20 protein-coding genes and 1 pseudogene are annotated in these 18,621 nt (G+C 69.9%); 14 read left to right on the top strand and 7 right to left on the bottom strand.

Annotation, left to right across the window (positions count from 1 at the left end):
- The first annotated feature begins 118 nt into the window (after nucleotides 1-118).
- Complete coding sequence (locus E6A26_RS07750; RefSeq protein WP_136610620.1) at nucleotides 119-1,051, top strand: hypothetical protein; 933 nt, start codon at nucleotides 119-121, stop codon at nucleotides 1,049-1,051.
- A gap of 29 nt (nucleotides 1,052-1,080) precedes the next feature.
- Here the strand turns inward: E6A26_RS07750 and E6A26_RS07745 are convergent, their stop codons facing one another.
- On the bottom strand, nucleotides 1,081-1,692 hold the full coding sequence (locus tag E6A26_RS07745) for a TetR/AcrR family transcriptional regulator (RefSeq protein ID WP_136610619.1): 612 nt from the start codon (nucleotides 1,690-1,692) through the stop codon (nucleotides 1,081-1,083).
- 215 nt (nucleotides 1,693-1,907) lie between these two features.
- Here E6A26_RS07745 and E6A26_RS07740 point away from each other — a divergent pair, with 215 nt between their 5' ends.
- The gene (locus E6A26_RS07740) at nucleotides 1,908-2,144 is read left to right on the top strand and encodes a three-helix bundle dimerization domain-containing protein (protein WP_136610618.1); all 237 of its coding nucleotides are present in this window, start codon (nucleotides 1,908-1,910) and stop codon (nucleotides 2,142-2,144) included.
- A 59-nt stretch (nucleotides 2,145-2,203) separates the two neighbouring features.
- On the opposite strand, the gene E6A26_RS07735 is transcribed toward E6A26_RS07740, so the two are convergent.
- On the bottom strand, nucleotides 2,204-2,761 hold the full coding sequence (locus E6A26_RS07735) for a hypothetical protein (protein WP_136610617.1): 558 nt from the start codon (nucleotides 2,759-2,761) through the stop codon (nucleotides 2,204-2,206).
- Nucleotides 2,762-2,978: 217 nt separating this feature from the next.
- Nucleotides 2,979-3,395, bottom strand: coding sequence for an Ohr family peroxiredoxin (locus tag E6A26_RS07730; protein ID WP_136610616.1), 417 nt, complete (start codon nucleotides 3,393-3,395; stop codon nucleotides 2,979-2,981).
- 50 nt (nucleotides 3,396-3,445) lie between these two features.
- On the opposite strand from E6A26_RS07730, the gene E6A26_RS07725 reads away from it, so the two are divergent.
- Both E6A26_RS07725 and E6A26_RS07720 read left to right on the top strand, forming a co-directional pair.
- Nucleotides 3,446-3,916 carry a MarR family winged helix-turn-helix transcriptional regulator gene (locus E6A26_RS07725; RefSeq protein ID WP_136610615.1) on the top strand — a complete coding sequence of 157 codons (471 nt, stop codon included), beginning with the start codon at nucleotides 3,446-3,448 and terminating at the stop codon, nucleotides 3,914-3,916.
- Nucleotides 3,917-4,008: 92 nt separating this feature from the next.
- On the top strand, nucleotides 4,009-4,632 hold the full coding sequence (locus tag E6A26_RS07720; RefSeq protein WP_136610614.1) for a VOC family protein: 624 nt from the start codon (nucleotides 4,009-4,011) through the stop codon (nucleotides 4,630-4,632).
- Nucleotides 4,633-4,764: 132 nt separating this feature from the next.
- Here E6A26_RS07720 and E6A26_RS07715 read toward each other — a convergent pair.
- Nucleotides 4,765-4,884, bottom strand: a pseudogene (locus E6A26_RS07715) (SDR family NAD(P)-dependent oxidoreductase); the annotation flags it as partial.
- A 61-nt stretch (nucleotides 4,885-4,945) separates the two neighbouring features.
- Between E6A26_RS07715 and E6A26_RS07710 the strand changes: the two are divergent.
- Nucleotides 4,946-5,203 (top strand): MDR/zinc-dependent alcohol dehydrogenase-like family protein, encoded by a 258-nt coding sequence (locus tag E6A26_RS07710; RefSeq protein WP_136610613.1) that lies wholly within the window; start codon nucleotides 4,946-4,948, stop codon nucleotides 5,201-5,203.
- On the opposite strand, the gene E6A26_RS07705 is transcribed toward E6A26_RS07710, so the two are convergent.
- Nucleotides 5,187-5,861: a nucleoside/nucleotide kinase family protein gene (locus E6A26_RS07705; RefSeq protein ID WP_234865198.1), complete on the bottom strand. Its 675-nt coding sequence runs from the start codon at nucleotides 5,859-5,861 to the stop codon at nucleotides 5,187-5,189. The genes E6A26_RS07710 and E6A26_RS07705 overlap by 17 nt on opposite strands.
- A gap of 154 nt (nucleotides 5,862-6,015) precedes the next feature.
- Here E6A26_RS07705 and E6A26_RS07700 point away from each other — a divergent pair, with 154 nt between their 5' ends.
- Together E6A26_RS07700 and E6A26_RS07695 are read left to right on the top strand one after the other, a co-directional pair.
- Entirely contained in the window at nucleotides 6,016-7,620 is a 1,605-nt protein-coding gene (locus tag E6A26_RS07700; protein ID WP_136610612.1) for a PucR family transcriptional regulator, read from the top strand.
- Nucleotides 7,617-8,564: a glutaminase gene (locus tag E6A26_RS07695; RefSeq protein ID WP_136610718.1), complete on the top strand. Its 948-nt coding sequence runs from the start codon at nucleotides 7,617-7,619 to the stop codon at nucleotides 8,562-8,564. Before E6A26_RS07700 ends, E6A26_RS07695 begins: the two co-directional genes overlap by 4 nt.
- Before the next feature lie 42 nt (nucleotides 8,565-8,606).
- Here the strand turns inward: E6A26_RS07695 and E6A26_RS07690 are convergent, their stop codons facing one another.
- A complete protein-coding gene (locus tag E6A26_RS07690) occupies nucleotides 8,607-9,512 on the bottom strand; it encodes a helix-turn-helix transcriptional regulator (protein WP_136610611.1) in 906 nt (301 codons plus the stop codon).
- A gap of 60 nt (nucleotides 9,513-9,572) precedes the next feature.
- Nucleotides 9,573-11,021: an MFS transporter gene (locus E6A26_RS07685; RefSeq protein WP_136610610.1), complete on the bottom strand. Its 1,449-nt coding sequence runs from the start codon at nucleotides 11,019-11,021 to the stop codon at nucleotides 9,573-9,575.
- Nucleotides 11,022-11,211: 190 nt separating this feature from the next.
- Between E6A26_RS07685 and E6A26_RS07680 the strand changes: the two genes are divergently transcribed.
- From E6A26_RS07680 to E6A26_RS07650, 7 genes are all read left to right on the top strand, one after another.
- Nucleotides 11,212-11,466, top strand: coding sequence for a hypothetical protein (locus E6A26_RS07680; RefSeq protein ID WP_136610609.1), 255 nt, complete (start codon nucleotides 11,212-11,214; stop codon nucleotides 11,464-11,466).
- 66 nt (nucleotides 11,467-11,532) lie between these two features.
- Nucleotides 11,533-12,573: an NAD(P)-dependent alcohol dehydrogenase gene (locus E6A26_RS07675; RefSeq protein WP_136610608.1), complete on the top strand. Its 1,041-nt coding sequence runs from the start codon at nucleotides 11,533-11,535 to the stop codon at nucleotides 12,571-12,573.
- A gap of 163 nt (nucleotides 12,574-12,736) precedes the next feature.
- Nucleotides 12,737-13,663, top strand: a complete 927-nt coding sequence (locus tag E6A26_RS07670; protein WP_136610607.1) for a hypothetical protein — start codon at nucleotides 12,737-12,739, stop codon at nucleotides 13,661-13,663.
- 131 nt (nucleotides 13,664-13,794) lie between these two features.
- On the top strand, nucleotides 13,795-14,613 hold the full coding sequence (locus E6A26_RS07665; protein WP_136610606.1) for a thioesterase family protein: 819 nt from the start codon (nucleotides 13,795-13,797) through the stop codon (nucleotides 14,611-14,613).
- Nucleotides 14,614-14,623: 10 nt separating this feature from the next.
- Entirely contained in the window at nucleotides 14,624-15,379 is a 756-nt protein-coding gene (locus tag E6A26_RS07660) for a lipoate--protein ligase family protein (protein ID WP_136610605.1), read from the top strand.
- A 122-nt stretch (nucleotides 15,380-15,501) separates the two neighbouring features.
- Nucleotides 15,502-16,143 carry a dihydrofolate reductase family protein gene (locus tag E6A26_RS07655; RefSeq protein WP_136610604.1) on the top strand — a complete coding sequence of 214 codons (642 nt, stop codon included), beginning with the start codon at nucleotides 15,502-15,504 and terminating at the stop codon, nucleotides 16,141-16,143.
- Nucleotides 16,144-16,273: 130 nt separating this feature from the next.
- A complete protein-coding gene (locus E6A26_RS07650) occupies nucleotides 16,274-18,577 on the top strand; it encodes an FdhF/YdeP family oxidoreductase (RefSeq protein WP_136610603.1) in 2,304 nt (767 codons plus the stop codon).
- Nucleotides 18,578-18,621 lie beyond the last annotated feature (44 nt).

Here is an 18,621-nt window from a genome sequence, read left to right as displayed (position 1 = left end):
CTCATCTAGGGCTCATCGAGGCCGAGAATGCCCACGAGTCTCCTGCTAAAGCTAAATCCTGATTAGAGATTCCACGAGCCGGGTACTTCCGGGATACAACCGGACGGAGGAGGCCGCCATGGACACTACTCAGATTGTGTGGCTCGTCATTGCGCTCATTGTGGTCATTCTGGTGGTCATCATTGCGATGACAATGACACGGCGGAGGAATGTGCGCCGTCACGCCGAGCTCCGTGAGCGCGCCCAGGCGATCCGGGAAGAGGCTGCCGAGCACGAGCTCGAAGTGCGCGAGCACGAGGCTGAAGGCCTCCAGGCCCGTGCCCGCGCCGAGCAGGCGGAGGTCGAAGCCGAGCGCCTACGCCGCCTCGCGGAAGAGAAGAGCAACTCGGCCCGCGAGGAGCGTGAGCGGCTCGAGGAGCAGCGTCGCAAGGCCGACTCGCTGGATCCCGATGTGCGGGCCCGCGAGCATGCAGGTTCTCACGAGCGGTCCGACTCGCGCGCCAACGCGGGCCGGGAAGATGCGCGGCAGAACGACGATTCGCGCGACACGGCCGCGGTGGACGGACGGCATGTCGCGGCTGATCGCGATGCACGGACTCGGGAGATGGCCGGATCGGATGGGCCGCAGCTGGCTTCCGATCGCGACGCGCGGACTCGGGAGATGGCCGCGGCGGAGGGATCGCGTCTTCCTTCTGATCGCGACGCGCGGACTCGGGAGATGGCAGGATCGGATGGGCCGCAGCTGGCTTCCGATCGCCCCACGGAACCCCGCGATGCCGGCACGGTGGATGAGCCCCACTTTGCGTCCCGCCGGGACGCCCGCGCCCACGAGGCGGCCGGCGCGACGGCACCGCGGCCGGCGGGCGCTGCAGAAGGGCCCGCCGGAGCCGAGCCGACGACGGCGGAGGCCTCGCCAAGGGCTGCCGAGCCGACGACGGCGGAAGCCTCGCCAAGGGCTGCAGAGCCTACGGCACCGCACCGATCACGTGAGCGGGCCGATGAGGGTATGGGGCCCCAAGAACAGACGCGGACCGACGAGAGGTCGTCCTGACCGACCGAGCCGGCAGCTTTCGACCTGGTTCACGGCCCGAGAGTCGGGGCCGAATCGGGCCGCCGGGGCCGGTGGAGAGCAATGAGCTGCTCGGCCATCGCCCGCGCGCGGCGGGCGGCCCCGCCGTCGCCCTCTACCGTGGTGACCAGCGCCCCCCGGGCGAGGATCTGGAAGGATCGGGCGAACTCAAGCGGCCTTTCGAGGCCAGCCGCCTGAGCCGCGGCAGCGACATGCTCCCTGCTGCGGTCGAGGAAGGCCGTGACTGCCACGCGAAGCGGATGGCTGGGCTCCAGCTCGTTCAGGATTCGGAGAACCGAGGACAGCGCGACGACGCTTCGTTGCGACCACTCGTCGAAGAAGTCGAACACGGCCAGGAACGTGCCGGCGCCGTCGAGGCCGCCTTCCGCCTTCGCGGCCTCGACGAGCATCCCGAGGTTCTTCATCCCGTGGTCCAAGTAGGCTTCGACAACTGCTTCCTTTGAGCCGAAACAGTGGTAGAAAGTCGCTTTGGCCGCCTTCGCCCGGGCCAAGATGTCCTCGATGCTCGCGTCCAACAAACCTTGTTCGTCGAACAGCTCGAATGCTGCGGCAAGGATTCGCTCTCGTGCATCCGGCCGTGACATGACCGCCGCGCTGCTCACTGGTGCACTGCAGTTGGGCGCACGATGTTCCGTTTGATGGTAGGCATGGCGGTTTCCTCTGATTCTCGTGTTCTGGAACCGGCCGCCCCCGCACCGTTAGGGTATTAGAAAAACACGTGTACAGCATGCTGGTCAAGCGCCCGTCAGCGCGCTGCCGCAGACGGACGACGGCGCCCAGGGGTTGCGGAGGGCGGCTGAGCGAGGAGGATGGAGGGATGCAGCAGAGTGAAGCTCAGGCTCTGGAAAAGGTGCGTACTCGTCTGGCCAAGCGGTTCCCCGAACTCGGGGAGGAGGCCGTGGGCACGGCCGTCGACGCCGCCCGGGATGAAATGACGGGCCCGATCAGGGATTACGTGCCCATCTTGGTGGAGCACAACGCCCGAGTCCGCCTGACGAGGCAGTTGGGGCATCCGCCGCGGCCCATCACCCCCGGCGTCGACCGGGTCGTGTAGCCGACCCCACGTTGTTGGACCCGTCGCTGTTTGGACCCGTCGCTGTTTGGACCGGTCGGCTACATCCCGACCCACGGCAGGGTCGAGTCTGCCTGCGCGGCAGACTGCGAGCCATGATCGGCCTTCGCCCTTCCCGCGCGTGCCCTGAGCGACGTGAGGACGCGAGGAGGCAGCGCCTCCCCGCCCGGTGACTTCCCGAGCTGGCCTCGTCCACCCGGCCCGGACCCGGCAGGCCCCCGACGGGGCCGCGCCACGGCAGCGGCGCGCCGTGCGCCGGCGATGGACCGGTTCGCCCCAGCGGCGGCCACGTAGCGGCTGGTGGGGCTCTCCGGGGACCCTTCGGGCGGGCTGTCAGACGGCGGGCCGTCGGACGGCGGGCTGTCGGATGCCTCCGCGGCCGGCGAGGACCCGTGGGCCCGGGCGGCAAGGGCCGAGGCGGCGTGGCTGGACAACCGCCCCAGCATCGCCGCCGCAGGAACCACCACGAGCGTGATCCCGCAGAACATCGCGAAGACCAGCAGGGACAGCCCGCCGATGACGCCCACCAAGGCCGAATCGAACGCGTCGATAGTGACATCGTCTCCCTGTCTACACCACGTCACGCTTTGAGGCAGCATGCGGCCGCCTCTACATGGAGTGACACCCGAGGCTGCGCTGTGTGACGCGATATCGGGTGGAAATCGCTGAGCGCCGCGGGCGTCGCGATCGGAACCCTCGTCGTTTCGACGCCAATGTCCACGGGTATGGCTTGGGAACGAAGGGGAGCGGCTGTTGGCGCCGGAATCCTTCTGGGCACAAAAGCTGGCCCAGGCCCTGCCAACTGACCGGACCCGGTCACGCGACGGTGACATTGACCTCCATGTTGCCGCGCGTGGCGTTCGAGTACGGGCACAGCTCGTGGGCCTTGGCTGCGAGCTTCTCCGCAGCGGCCCGGTCGAGCTCCGGGAGGGTGATCTCGAGGTTCGCCGCGAGTCCGTAGCCGCCGTTCGGCAGGGACTTGAGCATGACGTCGGCCACCACCTCGGAGCCCGAGGCGTCCGCGTGCAGCTGGCTGGCCGCGAGCTTGAGGGCCGAATGGAAGCACGCGGCGTACCCGGCGGCGAACAGCTGTTCGGGGTTGGTCGCGCCGCCCGGTCCGCCGAGTTCGCGGGGAACGCGCACGGCGGCGTCGAGGAATCCGTCGGGGGACTGGACGTAGCCGTTGCGCCCGTCCCCGAGGGCGACGGCGGTTGCGGTGTACAGAGTCTTCATGGACACAACTCTATTGTGCACAATGGAACTGCGCAATCTAGAATGGGACGATGGGCAACAGCTACCCGCAACTCGACCTCGATCGACAGCTCTGCTTCCCCCTGTACGCGGCGGCCCGCGGCGTCAGCCGCGTCTACGCCGAGCTGCTCGCCGACGTCGGTCTGACGTATCCGCAGTATCTGACGATGCTCGCCCTGTGGTCGGCCGACGGCGCCCTGTCCGTGGGCGAACTCGGCGAACGCCTGCGCTTGGACTCTGGCACGCTCACGCCCCTGCTCAAGCGTCTCGAGGCGGCCGGCTACCTCGAGCGCCGGCGCGACCCGGGCGACGAGCGGCGGGTGCTCGCGAGCCTCACCCCGGCGGGGGAGAGCCTGCGGGAGAGCGTGTCCAATGTGCCCCTGAGACTGAGCGCGTCGCTCGGCCTCGCCGCCGGGGACGCCGCCGCACTCCGCGACCTGCTCGCACGGCTCATGGCGAACCTGGAGTCACGCGGAGGGGCGGGCGGGCCAGCCGGAAGCTGAGCGTGCCGCATAGCCGCTGGGCCAAGAAGTGTCTGAGAACTGGTCAGAATTCGAGAAGCGCTGCTCCCCGCCATCCGATTAGCGTGATGACCATGGCAAACATCGAATCCATCACCCTCGAGGTCGCGGATCCCGCGGCCGCCCAGCAGTTCTATGCCACCGCGTTCGGGTTGGACACCCGGCTGCGCGTGCGCGAGTCGCAAGCGCCCACCGACGGCTTCCGCGGCTTCACCCTTTCGCTCACCGTCGCCCAGCCGGCCAACGTCGACCTCTACCTCGACGCCGCCCTCGCTGCGGGTGCGACCTCGCTCAAGCCCGCGGCGAAGTCGTTCTGGGGCTACGGCGGCGTGGTCCAGGCGCCGGACGGCGCGATCTGGAAGGTCGCCACATCCTCGAAGAAGGACTCGGGCCCGGCTGCGAAGAAGTTCGAGAGCTTCGTCCTGCTCCTCGGGGCCGCCGACGTCTCGGCAAGCAAGCGCTTCTATGTGGACCACGGGCTGACGGTCGCCAAGAGCTTCGGCAAGATGTATGTCGAGTTCGGGGAGACCGGGCCGGTCAAGCTCGCGCTCTACGGGCGCCGCGCCCTGGCCAAGGACGCAGGGGTCGCCCAGGAAGGGACGGGGTCGCACCGCCTCGCCGTCGCGAGCTCAGTGGGCGCGTTCACCGATCCGGACGGCTTCGCGTGGGAGGCAGCGCAGCTCGCGGTCAACCACTGACGACGACGGCGGAGCGCCCCGGTCCAGATGTCACCCCGGTCCAGACGTCACCCCCGTCCAGCGTCGCCCCCCGTCCAGACGCCACCCCGGGTACCCCGGGGAGGTCCCGAGCGTCGCGCGGCCCGGCGGCGGTCAGCGGCGGTCGAACGTGAGGCCGCCGGGGACCTGGAACGTCGGCATGATCTCGATCATGCCGATGTTCACGTGGCGCGGGGTCTCGATCGCGTAGTCGAGCGCGTTGACGATGTCGTCCGGGAGCGTCCCCGGGCTCCGGACCGCGGTCCGCGCCGCGGTGCGCGGCGGACGGGTCGTCATGCTCGGGCTCCTGCCGCCGGGTGACCAGCCCGTTCCCGTCGCGGTGGCCATTGCGCGCGAACTCGAGCTCGTGGGATCCTTCCGCTTCAACTCGGAGATCGACGAGGTGATCGCGGCGCTCAGCGCGGGGGAGCTTGATCCCTCCGCGGTGGTCACCCACGTCTTCGATGCTGATCAGGCGATCGAGGCCTTCGGCGTGGCGCGAGACGCTTCGACGTCGGGGAAGGTGCTGCTCGCGTTCAGGGGCGCCCGCTGACCACGAGGTCGGCGCGGCCCTTCGTGGCCTCGATGATTCGGGCGTTCGCCTCGTCGGATCTGAGTACCCATTCACGCGCCTCGGCGGGCGACTTGCCGAACCTGATGTGGCGCCTGATGAGCCGCTCGACGCGGGCGGCCTCGTCGACGTCGACGTACCAGACCTCGCGCAGCCAGGATCGCGCGGCGAGCCACGGGTCCTCGTCGAGCAGGAGGTAGTTGCCTTCGGTGATCACGAGCCGCGCCTCGGCCGGGACGGCGAGGGCGGCCGCGATCGGCTGCTCGAGGTGGCGCTCGAAGCCCGGCGCGTAGACGACCGCGCCCGCCGAGGCCGCGACCCGACCGAGCAGGGCGGCGTAGCCGTCGGGATCGAACGTCTCGGGCGCGCCCTTGCGGTGCGCGAGTCCGAGGCGCGCGAGCTGGACGTCGGCGAGGTGGAATCCGTCCATGGGCACGTGCGCCGCCCAGTGTTCGCCGTGCTCGCCTCTCAGGCGTCGCAGGAGGCGCTCGGCAAGGGTCGTCTTGCCGGCTCCGGGCGCCCCGCAGATCCCGAGGATGGCTCGGCCAAGGCCGTCAGGGGAGACGAGGCCATCAGGGGAGACGAGGGCGGCCGCCCTCGCGGCCAGCGCGTCGAGATCCATCCAGTCAGTATCCAGCACGGAAATCGATTGTGCGTGAGACCAATTCGCGACGACGAAACTAGTTCGGCGACCACAGACCAAACCTGCAGGACCCGCCTAGCATGGTCGGGGTCCGGTGGCACGCGCCTTTCCGGGCCGCATCAGCGACACAGCACGAGCAAGGAATGGCAGCGTGGGATCAGTCAACGTCGACGACATCTTGGAAGACCTGCCCGCAAGGCTTGGGCGGCTCGTGAGCCGCCCGCAACCTACCGACGCGCCGGTCACCCAGGCCGTCGTCCTCGACTCGGACGACACCGACCGCGACGTTTCGGGCGCGATCGTCTGTCTCATGGGCGTCCGCGGACGGGAGGCGCTGCCGATGGTGCGACGCCTCGCGCTGAGCCGGCCGGTCGCCGTCGCGCTCAAGGGCACGGCGGGTGAGGCCCAGGAGATCGAAGAACTGCTGCGACCGGCGGGGGTGGGCCTCTTCCTCATCGAGCAGGCAGCAGCCTGGGACACCGTGCTCGGTGTCATCAACGGCCGCATCCAGAACACCGACTACCACAGCGATGTCCTTGCCCTCATCGAGGAGGATCTCTTCGCGATCGCCCAGACGACCGCGCGCCTCACCGCGAGCCATGTGGTCATCGAGGACGCCGCGAACAAGGTCCTGGCCTACTCGACAGTCTCGAACGACATCGACGAGCTGCGCCGCGCGTCGATCCTCACCCGGCGCGGACCGCGCAAGTACGAGACCCTCCTCAAGGACCTCGGAGCCTACCGGGAGCTGCACCGGACGCGCGGCGTGGTGCGGGTTCCGGAGCGGCCCGAAGACGGACTCAAGGAACGCGCAGCGATCGCAATCTTCGCCGGCGAGCGCGTGCTCGGCTATATCTGGCTCCAGGCCACAGGCTCAGGCATTGCGCACGCTGTCGACGACTTGCTCGTCGGAGCCGCCCGACGCGCCTCCGCGGAGCTCATCCGGCACCGGAACGAACAGTCCGTGCACCTTCGCGAAGACCGTGTGGCGCGACTCCTCTCGAATCCCGACGAGGCCGCGGCGAGCGCGGGGTTCGCCCAAATCGACCCGGACCGGCCCGCGTGCCTCCTGCTCGTGGGCCTCGGCCCTGGGGATGCCCGGGCCGCCGACGCCGAGCTGAAGCGCGGAGAGCTTGCGAATCTCGCGGCTCTGCACGCCGCGGCCTTCAAGGCTTCTGCAGTGGTGGGCCAGCACTGTGGCGAGACCGCAATCGTCATCCCGGAGCTCCGCTCCCACGATGCATCCTCGGCCCTGCGCTCGCTTGCCGATGCGATCGTCAAGGACGCGGCGCGCCTCGGCGTCGAGGTCCACATCGCGATCGGACGGGCGGCCCCGAGCCTCTTCGCACTGCGCACGACGGCCGGCGAGACGACGGCGGTGCTGCGGCGCCTGCGGAGGGCGGGCCAGCAATCCGTCGCGACGCTGGACGACTTCGAGGCCGAAGTCGTGCTCGACGAGGCGGGGCGCGCGTTCGAGCTCTCGCCGTTCCGCCACAGGGCTCTCACGCGGCTGTGCTTCGAGGACGAGGAACTCGCGCAGACGCTCGTGGGCTACTTTGCCTCGGGACTGGACGTCGCCGAGTGCGGGCGTCGGATGGGCCTGCACAAGAACACCGTCTACTACCGTGTTGCGAAGGCGAGCCGTCTCACCGACCTTGATTTTGGCTACCCCGCGCACATCGCCATCGCGGTACTGCACCTTGAGCTGTGGAAGGCCAAGCAGCTGACCACGCCGGACGGCGCCACGTGGGCCTGACCGCCGTTCCTGAGCGGCTTGGCGCCCTCCTCGACGATCTCGTCGCAAGGCACCGGCCGTCGTCGCCCGTTGGGCGCGTCCCCGCCGGCATCGCACACCTCGGAGACGCCGATCGGCGTGGGTTCGGCATTGCCGTCGCTGGCGTCGACGGCACGGAAGTCAGCGCGGGCGATGCGGACACGCCGTTTTCGATCCAGAGCATCTCGAAGCTGTTCTCCCTCGCCCTCGCCTTGGGCCATGACTCCGATCGAAGGCTGTGGAGCCGCGTGCTGCGGGAGCCGAGCGGCACGGCGTTCAACTCGCTCGTGCAGCTTGAGGCCGAGCGCGGCATCCCCAGGAACCCGTTCATCAACGCGGGCGCGCTCGTGGTGACCGACTTCCTCGTCGAGCAGGTGGACGACGCGAGCGGCTCGGTGCTCGACTTCGTCCGCACGCTGTCGGGGAGCGACGCGCTCACGGTCGACGGCGACGCTGCCGCGGCAGAGCTTGCCGCGAGCAGCCGCAACCGGGCCTTGGCGAACTTCCTCGCCGACTTCGGGAACCTCACTAATCCGGTTGAGGAGGTGCTCGAGCATTACGTCCGGCACTGCTCGATCACCATGAGCTGCCGCGAGCTGGCCCGGGCCGGGCTGTTCCTCGCGAATGCGGGCTACGGGGCCCTGAACAGGGAGTCCCGCGAGCGGAGTCTCGTGCTCTCGGCAGCCGACACGAAGCGGATCAACGCGATCATGCTCACGTGCGGGACGTACGACGCAGCCGGCGAGTTCGCGTACCGGGTGGGCCTGCCGGGCAAGAGCGGGGTCGGTGGCGGGATCCTGGCCGTCGTCCCTGGCCGGTGCGCGGTCTGCGTGTGGAGCCCCGGCCTTGACGCGAAAGGGAACTCGGTGGCAGGTGCGGCGGCCCTGGCCGAACTGACCTCGAGGACGGGCTGGTCGGTCTTCTGACGCCTTCGACGGGGCGTCCGCACGAGCCGGCCGGTTGCGGGGCTACTCCTCGACGGCTGGGGACTCCGCGGGCGTGCGGTTCTCGAGCCGGCGGCTGCCACCGATCGAGGACCCGTCGGCGCCGAAGCTCCCGAGCATCGCGAGGGAGTCCGCCGACGCGGAGCCGGGCTTCGCCGAGAAGACACGCAGAGTCTGGTCGGGATCGTTCCGCGGTGCGAGGTCCTCGAAGCTCAGCTCGAGCTCTCCGACCACGGGGTGACGCATGCGCAGCACGCCCGCGTACTCCGTGACGAGCCGGCGGCTCGCCCACCATTGCCGGAAGTGCTCGCTGTGGACTGCGAGTTCGCCCACGAGCTCGTTGACCTGGGGGTCGCTCGGGTTCCGCCCGATGTCCACGCGAAGGGCGCCGGTGGCCTCAGCCGCGACCGATTCCCAGTCCGTGAAGAGCTCGCGCGCGTGGGGATCGAGGAGGATCCAGCGCGTCAGATTCCGCTCGTGCGCGGGCATGCTCGGGAAGTCCGCTAGCAGGAGGTAGGCGAGCCGGTTGCCGGCCAGGATGTCGGTGCGGCGACCGAGCACGAGCGCGGGCACGTTGCCCACCGCGTCGAGAAGCTGACGCAGGGCAGGCCGGGCGCTCTGCGGCGACGCGGGCGTCCGCTGCGACGATGCGCAGTGCTCGAGGAGGTCGATCATGTGGGCGCGTTCGCTCTCGTCGAGGCGCAGCGCCCGCGCTACCGACTCAAGCACCGAGCGCGAGGGGTGGATGTTCCGCCCCTGCTCGAGCCGCGTGTAGTAGTCCGTGCTCACTCCAGCGAGTAGGGCGATCTCCTCGCGGCGCAGCCCCGGCACGCGCCGTCCCGTGGTCCCGGCGGTGACGCCGGCCTCGTCGGGCGTGATGCGAGACCGCATCGCCTTGAGGAACCGCCCGAACTCTGCGCTCTGACCCATGCTTTCCATTCTGGCGGAGGCTCCGCCGTCGTACGACCCCGAAAAGGGGGACTGTCAGTCCTAGGAAGCGTCCGCCGTCTCCGTGGAGGCTTCCTCCGGCTCCGACGACGCCCGACGGCGGTCGGCCGGCATGGCGACGACGGCGACGACCGTGAGCACCGCCCCGATGAGGACGGCGAGGAACACCGCGGCGGACGCCGGCACGATGGCCTGTGGATGGCCGGCCGCGTTCGGCGCCTCCGCGTAGATCGCGTTGGCGACCGCGCCGAAGACCGCGACGCCGAGGGCGCTGCCGATCGACCGGGCGAAGAGATTCGTGCCCGTGACCACCCCGCGCTCGTTCCATTCGACGCTCGACTGCGCGGCGATGAGGGTCGGCGTTGCCACGAGGCCGAGGCCGAGGCCGACGACGAAGCAGCTCACCGCGACGAGCACGACGCTCGGCGTGTAGGCGGTGAGGGCGAGGACCGCCGCCCCGGCGACTGCGATGAGGATGCCGATCACCGCCGTCGCCCGGAAGCCGATCCGCAGGTAGAGGCGGCCGGACTGCGACGCGCTGATGGGCCAGCCGATGGTCAGCGCCGCGAGCGCGAGCCCGGCGAGGACCGGGGAGACCGACTGGGCGCCCTCGAGGAACGTGGGCACGTAGGAAGTGAGGCCGAGGATGATCGCGCCGACGCCGAAGGAGACGAGCGTCGTGGTGAGCAGCAGTCGGCGGGACACGACCCAGAGCGGGAGGACGGGCTCGGCCGCCCGCCGCTCCACCACGAGGAACGCGGCGAACAGGGCGGCGCCCAACGCGAACGTGCCGACGCTGAGCGGCGAGTCCCACGCCCACGCCTGGCCGCCCTCGAGGGCGCCGAGGATCACGAGCGTCATCGAGCCCGTGAGCAGGCTCGCGCCCGTGTAGTCGATGCGGTGCCGAGCGCGTTCGATGTTCTCGTGGAAAGTGCGCACGAGCATCCACCCGGCCAGGAGGCAGAGCGGAATGTTGATGAGGAAGATGCCGCGCCAGATCCCGAGCGAGGAGAACACCCCCCCGAGCGTCGGTCCGACCACCGAGGAGATGGCCCACACACTGGCCAGATAGCCCTGCACCTTGGCCCGCTCGGCGAGAGTGTAGATGTCGCCCGCGATGGTGATGGCCATCGGCTGGACGGCGCCCGCTCCGAGCCCCTGGATGACGCGGAAGGCGATGAGGGCCGGCATCGTGGCGGCTACACCGCAGAGGATCGAGCCGAGGAGGAACAGGCCGATCCCCGCGAGGACGATCGGCTTCCGGCCGACCATGTCGGAGAGCTTCGCGTAGACAGGGACCGAGACGGCCTGGGCGAGCATGTACGCCGAGAAGAGCCACGGGAACGAGGAGAACCCGCCGACGTCGTGCACGATCGACGGCACCGCGGTTGCGACGATGGTCGAGTCGATGGCCACGAGCCCCGTGGTCAGCATGAGGGCGATGAGGATCGGCCCTCTCTCGGAGCGAAAACCTACGTCGGCGTGCGTCATTATCAAGCGGTCTCTTCCGTCAGCGTCTCAAGGCGTGTTTGATGTCTGTAGCGTTGAACCCCCGGCGGCCGCCAATTAGTCCCGATTGGCCCGACAGATCCGCCGCGAGGGTGGTTCTGGCACTCCTAGGATCAGCAGGGTGCGTCTTTCCTGCTGACGAGGTGGCCTACGGCCCGTAGCGTTGAATGACGTGGAATACAGCTCAATCATCGGCCTCGCGCTCATCGTCAACCTCCAGAACGCCGAGAGCCGCAGTGCACTCCCGAACGCGCCGGTCGTGGACGATGGCCGGGCCCACCGCATCGAACGGTTCACCCAGACGCGGGCACGCCTCGCCACGGCCCTGCACCGCGCGGCGTGGGCCCTCGAGCCCAAGACGTTCGTCGTGGCCCTCGAAGGTAGGACTCTGAGTCCTAGGAAGCCCACGCTGTGCCATGACTGCTGACGCGACGCCATTCCACGCTTAGCGTGGAGGGAATACTCAAGACTCATACCGCGAAAAGGAGACCGCATGCCCACCGCACGCGCCTACGCCGCCCCGTCCGCCACCGAGCCCCTCGGCCCTCTCACCATCGAGCGCCGGGAGCCGGGACCCCAGGAGGTGCTCATTGCGATCAAGTTCGCGGGCATCTGCCACTCCGACATCCACACGGCCCGGGGCGAGTGGGGCGCCATCAGCTACCCGATCGTCACGGGCCACGAGATCGCTGGCATCGTCGAGGCGGTCGGCAGCGACGTGACGAAGTACGCCGTCGGCGACCGGGTCGGCGTGGGCTGCTACGTCGACTCGTGCCGCAAGTGCGTCAACTGCCTGGCGGGCGAGGAGCAGTACTGCCTCGAGGGCGAGATCGGCACGTACAACGGGATCGGCCGCGACGGCCTCCCGACCGCCGGCGGCTACAGCACGCACATCACGGTCGAGGAGGACTACGTCCTCCGGATTCCCGAGGCGCTCGACCTCGACGTCGCGGCGCCCCTCCTGTGCGCGGGAATCACCCTGTACTCGCCACTCAAGACGTGGGAGGCCGGGCCAGGCAAGCAGGTTGCGATCGTCGGCATGGGCGGCCTCGGCCACATGGGCGTCAAGATCGCCCACGCTCTCGGCGCCGAGGTCTCTGTGATCAGCCAGTCGCTCAAGAAGCAGGACGATGCGTTCCGGCTCGGGGCCGACCACTACTACGCGAGCTCGGACGAGAGCACGTTCGAGGATCTCAAGGGCCGCTTCGACCTCATCGTGAGCACCGTCTCCTCCGACCTGGACCTCGACGCGTACCTCTCCCTCCTCGCGCTCGACGGCACTTTCGTCGCCGCCGGACTGCCCGAGAACGCGATGAGCTTCAGCCCCGGCTCGCTCGTCGGCTTCCGCCGCCGCCTCGCCGGGACGAAGAATGGCGGCATCCGGCAGACCCAGGAGATGCTTGACTTCTGCGCCGAGCACGGGCTCGGGGCCGAGATCGAGGTCATCCCGGCGGAGAAGATCAACGAGGCGTGGGAGCGCGTTGTCGCGAGCGACGTCCGCTACCGCTTTGTGATTGACACCGCGACCCTCTGACGGGAGCCGCGCTGCAGCTGCTGCCCTCGGCCGCATCTTCGAGTGAAACTGCACCCGGTGATGCGGTCGAGGGCAGCGGCCGTATAGCCCCCGAGGAATCGGCGGCAGTACAGCCGCACAGCCGCACCCGCCGGTGTCCGGGCGCAAACCTATGATGTGAGGCATGGACTTGGCAGCCGTCGCCACCGAGCTCTATGCCCTCCCGCCCGGTGAGTTCACGTCGGCGCGGAACGAGAAGGCGCGGGCCGCGCGGTCGGCGGGGGAGTCGCTCGTCGCGAAGCAGATCGGACGCCTTCCCAAGCCGTCCGCCGCGGCGTGGGCCGCCAATCTCTTGGCCCGGCATCGCCCGGACGAGGTGGACCGCGTGCTCGATCTCGGCGCCGAACTGCGCACCGCGCAGGAACTGCTCGATTCGGACACCATCCGCCGCCTCGGCCCAGAGCGGCAGCGGCTCGTCACCGCCGTCGTGCGCGAAGGGCGCGCGCTCGCTCGGGACTTTGGGGGCAGCGTGAGCGAGGCCGCAGCGACGGACCTCGAGCAGACGCTCCGAGCGGCCATGGCCGACCCGGACGCGGCCGCCGCCGTGCGGAGCGGGCAGCTGATCCGGGCCCTCGCGAGCAACGGCATTGACCCCGTGGACCTCACCGATGCAGTCGCAGTGCCGGGGAGCCTTCCGGAGGCGGCGAAGCAAGACGCGCTCGCGCGCACGGCAACGGCCGACGGCGCGCGGGCCGCCTCGCGCGACGCCGAGGCACGACGGCGGGCCGAGGCCGAGCGCGAGAAGGAGCGAGAGCGGGACCGCGAGCACGCGCGCGCGGAGCTCGCCGAGGCCGAGCAGACCGCTAGCGCGGCCGAGGCCGAGCTCGCGGACGCCGAAGCCAGTGCCGCCGAGGTGACCGCTCGACAGCGGGATCTGACCGGGCAGCTTGCCGAGCTCAAGGAGCGTCTGGCTGCGCTGGAAGGCGAGGTGGCCGCCGTCGAACGCGAGGCCGGCTACGCGGAGCGGACCCGGAAGCTTGCCGCGCGCGTGGCCGAGCAGGAGCAGCGGGCCGTGCGCCTCGCGCGCGAGCGGCTCGATCGCCTGTCCTGACCCGATGGCCTGTCCAGGGACTGCGGGGCGGCCCCCGCCCCGGGCCCGCCAGGAAGGGTCCGGGCGGGCGCGGCGTTACCGCTAGGGTGGACGAGGCGGGCGAGGGTGCCGCGCCGGACGAAAGGAATGGCGTGACGGAGACGCAGCAGTGGACGGACCAGACCGGCCTCGCTCAGGGCGACTTCTACTATGAGGACCTCGGCGGCGGCCGCTATCAGTCCACGATCCACGTCCAAGGCGCGTGGAACCCGCACGAGCAGCACATGGCCCCCGCATCCGGGCTTCTGGCTCACGCCCTCGAGCGGCACGAGCCCCGCGACGGGCTGCGGATTGCGCGCATCAGCTACGAGATCCTCGGGCTGATCCATGGCGGAGAGTGCGAGGTCACCACGACGACGGTGCGGCCGGGCCGCACCATCGAGCTGATCCAGGCCGAGCTCTCGGCCCGAGGCCGCGTCGCAATCCGCGCCACGGCGTGGCGGCTCCTGCAGAGCGACACATCGGAGGTCGCGGCGTTCGAAGACCCGCGGATCCCGTCCATCGAGGAATGCGAGCGCTGGGACGGCACCACGGAGTGGCCGGGCGGCTATATCCGCTCGCTCGAGATGTACCAGGCCACCCACCATCGTTCCGGCAGCGGAACCGTCTGGATTCGCACTCCGTACCCGCTCATCAACGGGCAGCCGAGCGCCGACTGGGTCCGGCTCATGGGCCTCGTCGACACCGCGAACGGCATCGCAACGCGCGTGCCGCCCGGCCCGGGCAGCTGGGCGTTCCCGAACGTGGATCTGCAGATTCACCTGTACCGGCAGCCCGCGGGGGAGTGGCTCGGCATCGACAACGCCGTGACGTTCGGCGCCGACGGGATCGGACTGACCTCGTCCGTCCTGCACGACCTCGACGGCCCGTTCGGCCGGGCCGAGCAGATCCTCACGCTGCGGCGGACCTGAGGCGGGGTCAATGGCTGAATGGAACGACGGCGGAGCGGCACCGCTCGCGCTGATCGAGGACCTCGATGCGAGGGACCCCGAGGCCCAGCTCGACCGCGCCGCGCTCCTGCTCGACGAGGTCAAACGAGGGCTGCGGGGGCCCACCCTGCGACTGTACCGACCCCGGCCGACCATGGCTTTCGGCCAGCGCGACACGCGGCTCCCCGGTTTCGAGGAGGCGCGCTCCGCGGCGCTCGCGCGGGGCTTCGCGCCCGTGGTGCGCAAGGCTGGCGGGCGCGCCGCGGCGTACCACGAGGGCACGCTCATCGTGGACCACATCGAGCCGGCCGCGGAGGCGATGGTGGGCCACAAGGGACGGTTCGAGGTCTTCGGCGGGCTCTACGCGGGGGCGCTGCGCACGCTCGGGCTCGATGCGCGCGTCGGCGAAATCCCGGGGGAGTACTGCCCGGGCGAATACAGCGTTCATGGCGTTCCGGGGGCGCGCTCGACGGCGGCAGCGCCAGTCAAGCTCGTCGGGACGGCCCAGCGCGTGGTCGCCGGGGCCTGGCTGTTCTCATCCGTCTTCGTGGTGAGCGACGCCGAGCCGGTTCGCGCCGTCCTGACCGACGTGTACCGGGCGCTGGGGCTTCCGTTCGAACCGTCGACGGCCGGTGCGGCCGACGAGCTCGTGCCAGGCCTCACGGTCGACGACGTCGAGGCGGCGCTGCTCGCGATGTACCGGGACCGCGGGGCGCTGGCCTCCCCGCGCCGCGTGCCGACCGCGTAGACGGCGTCGTAGACGGCGTCCCGGATCCGCGCCCGAGCGTGGGGCGGCGGCGGTTTCTTGACAGCGCCTATGCCTCAACTAGGGTGAGTGCGGACTGCAATCGCTTGGGGATGGAGCCTCTCATGGCCGTACGCGTGGACCTCAATATCTCGCTCGACGGATTCGCGACGACGACGGATCAGACGGCGGAGAACCCGATGGGGGAAGACTGGTCGCGGCTGGTTGCCGCCTACGTGGCCACCCGTACCTTCCGTGAACGGGTGCTGCACGACCCCTCGGGGGAGGGCACCACCGGAGTCGACGACAAGTACGGAGAGGCGTACTTCGCGGAGGTGGGCGCGGAGATCATGGGTGCGGGGATGTTCGGCCTGCACAACTTCCCGGACGATCCAGACTGGCAGGGCTGGTGGGGCGACGAGCCTCCTTTCCGCGTGCCGGTGTTCGTCCTCACGCACGCTCCGCGGCCTTCGATCGAGATGGCCGGCGGCACAACGTTCCACTTCCTGTCGGCCACCCCGCAGGAGGCGCTCGATCGCGCCCTTGCCGTTGCCGACGGCAAGGACGTCCGGATCGGCGGGGGAGCCACCGTGGCTCGCGACTTCCTCAAAGCCGGGCTCGTCGACCAGTTCCATGTCGCCATCGCGCCGATCCTGCTGGGGCGCGGCATCCGGATCTGGGACGACCTGCGCGGCTTCGAGTCGGGCTACGAGGTCACCACGGAGACGGCCGAGAGCGGCGTCGTGCACGTGACGTTCCGGCGATAAGTCGCCCCGTCGTCGTCGCTGCCGTCCCCCAGCCCGGAGCCCCCGAAGTCATTGCCCTCGCTCTGCCTCGGGTGCTAGACCGGAGGGGTACGGGGCCCGCCCCGGGGTCTCGGGAGAGGTGTCCTCTGGCATGGCCAGGAAGCCGATTCACGACGACGTCACCGACGCCGAGCTGGAAGTCGGGCCGCCGCGACGCAGTGCGGCTGGGCTTCCAAGTCTGACCGAGACGATCCCGCTCGCGCTCAGCCGCATGGGACCGGGCCGCGCGGCCGCGACGCTCGCGAACCTCAACCAGAAGGACGGGTTCGACTGCATGAGCTGCGCGTGGCCGGACCCGCCGGACCGCAAGGTCGCCGAGTTCTGCGAGAACGGAGCGAAGGCAGTCACCTGGGAGGCGGAGCCGCTCCGGATCGACAGCGACTTCTGGGCGGCGCATCCGGTCAGCGAGCTCCGCGAGCGCACCGAGTACTGGCTGGGGCAGCAGGGGAGACTCGTCGAGCCGGTCTACAAGCCAGCCGGCACTGATCACTACCACCCCGTGACGTGGGACGACGCCTTCGGGATTATCGCCCGTGAGCTCAACGCCCTCGACTCGCCGGACCAGGCCACGTTCTACACGAGCGGGCGCACGAGCAACGAGGCAGCGTTCGCGTACCAGCTCTTCGTCCGGGCGTTCGGGACGAACAACCTGCCCGACTGCTCGAACATGTGCCATGAGTCCACGGGAGCCGCGATGGCCCAGACGATCGGCGTGGGGAAGAGCGCCGTGACGTATACCGACTTCGCGAAGGCCGATCTGATCATCATCATGGGCCAGAACCCGGGCACGTGCCATCCCCGCATGCTCACCGCGCTCGAGGAGGCCAAGCTGGCCGGCGCCCAGATCGTGGCCGTCAATCCGCTGCCCGAGGCCGGGCTCATCAACTTCAAGAACCCGCAGCGCCCTCGCGGGCTGATCGGGCACGGCACCGACCTGGCCGACCAATTCCTGCAGATCCGCCTCGCGGGAGACATGGCCTTGCTCCAGGCGCTTTCGAAGCGCGTCCTCGCGGCTGAGGCCGCAGCCCCCGGCACGGTCCTGGACCACGCCTTCCTCGAGGAGCACTGCGAGGGTCTCGAGGCCCTCACCGCGCACCTTGCGCAGGTCGACGACGACGAGGTCCGCGCGGCGACCGGCCTCGCCGATGCCGAGATCGACGAGCTTGCGGCGCGCTACCTCGCGGCCGACCGGGTCATCATCACGTGGGCCATGGGTCTCACGCAGCACAAGAAGGCTGTGGCGACCATCAGGGAGATCATCAACCTCTTGCTCCTGCGCGGCAACATCGGCAAGCCGGGCGCCGGGCCCTCGCCGATCCGCGGCCACAGCAACGTGCAGGGCGACCGGACCATGGGCATCTGGGAGAAGATGCCCCCCGCGTTCCTCGACGCGCTCCACCGCGAGTTCGGCTTCGATCCGCCGCGCCACCCAGGGCTCGACGCGGTGCAGAGCATCCAGGCGCTGCGTGACGGCAAGGTCAGGGCGTTCGTTGCGCTCGGCGGGAACCTGGTTTCGGCCATCTCGGACACAGCCGTCGCCGAGGCGGCGCTGTGCGGTGCCCGCCTCAGCGTGAGCATCTCGACGAAGCTCAACCGTTCGCACGCGTTCGTGGGGGAGGAGGCGCTCATCCTCCCGACGCTCGGCCGCACCGAGATCGATCTCCAGGCGTCCGGCCCGCAGTTCGTGAGTGTCGAAGACACCGTGTGCGCGGTGCATCCCTCGGCGGGTCGGGTCGAGCCCGTCTCCCGGGACGCCCTGTCCGAGGTCGCGATCGTGAGCAGGCTCGCGAGGGCGGTCCTCGGCCCGGACCACGCGGTCGACTGGGCCGGCTTCGAGCGCGACTACGACACCGTGCGCGAGCACATCGGGCATGTGTGCGCTGGCTGCGAGGACTACAACGTCCGCATCCGTCAGCCGGGGGGCTTCATGCTCGCGCACCCGCCGCGGGACGAGCGCCGTTTCCCGACCGCCACCGGGAAGGCGGTCCTCACGGTCAACGAGCTCGAGACGATCCGGGTCCCGGAGGGGCGGCTGCTGCTCCAGTCCGTCCGGTCCCATGACCAGTTCAACACCACGATGTACGGCCTCAACGACCGTTATCGCGGCATCCACAAGGGTCGGCACGTGCTGTTCGTGAATCCCGAGGACCTCGCCGACCTCGGGCTCGTGGACGGCGAGCACGTGGATGTCCACAGCGAGGCGGACGACGGCGTGGACCGCGCCCTGCGCGGGCTGCGGATCGTCTCGTACCCGACGGCGAGGGGCTGCGTCGCGACGTACTTCCCCGAGGCCAACGTGCTCGTCCCGCTCGAGTCGACCGCAGAGGTGAGCAACACGCCCGCGTCCAAGTCCGTCGTCGTACGCCTCGAGCCGGCGGCTCCCGCTGTCTCCTAGTGCCGACGGATCCGCGCCGGACGCGGCGTGCCCCGGCGGGAGCC

Origin of the sequence: Sinomonas albida (assembly GCF_004919045.1) — a bacterium.
Classification (GTDB): Bacteria; Actinomycetota; Actinomycetes; order Actinomycetales; family Micrococcaceae; genus Sinomonas; species Sinomonas albida.
Note: the sequence above shows the minus strand (reverse complement) of the source record. Positions and strands in the feature narration are given on the sequence as shown.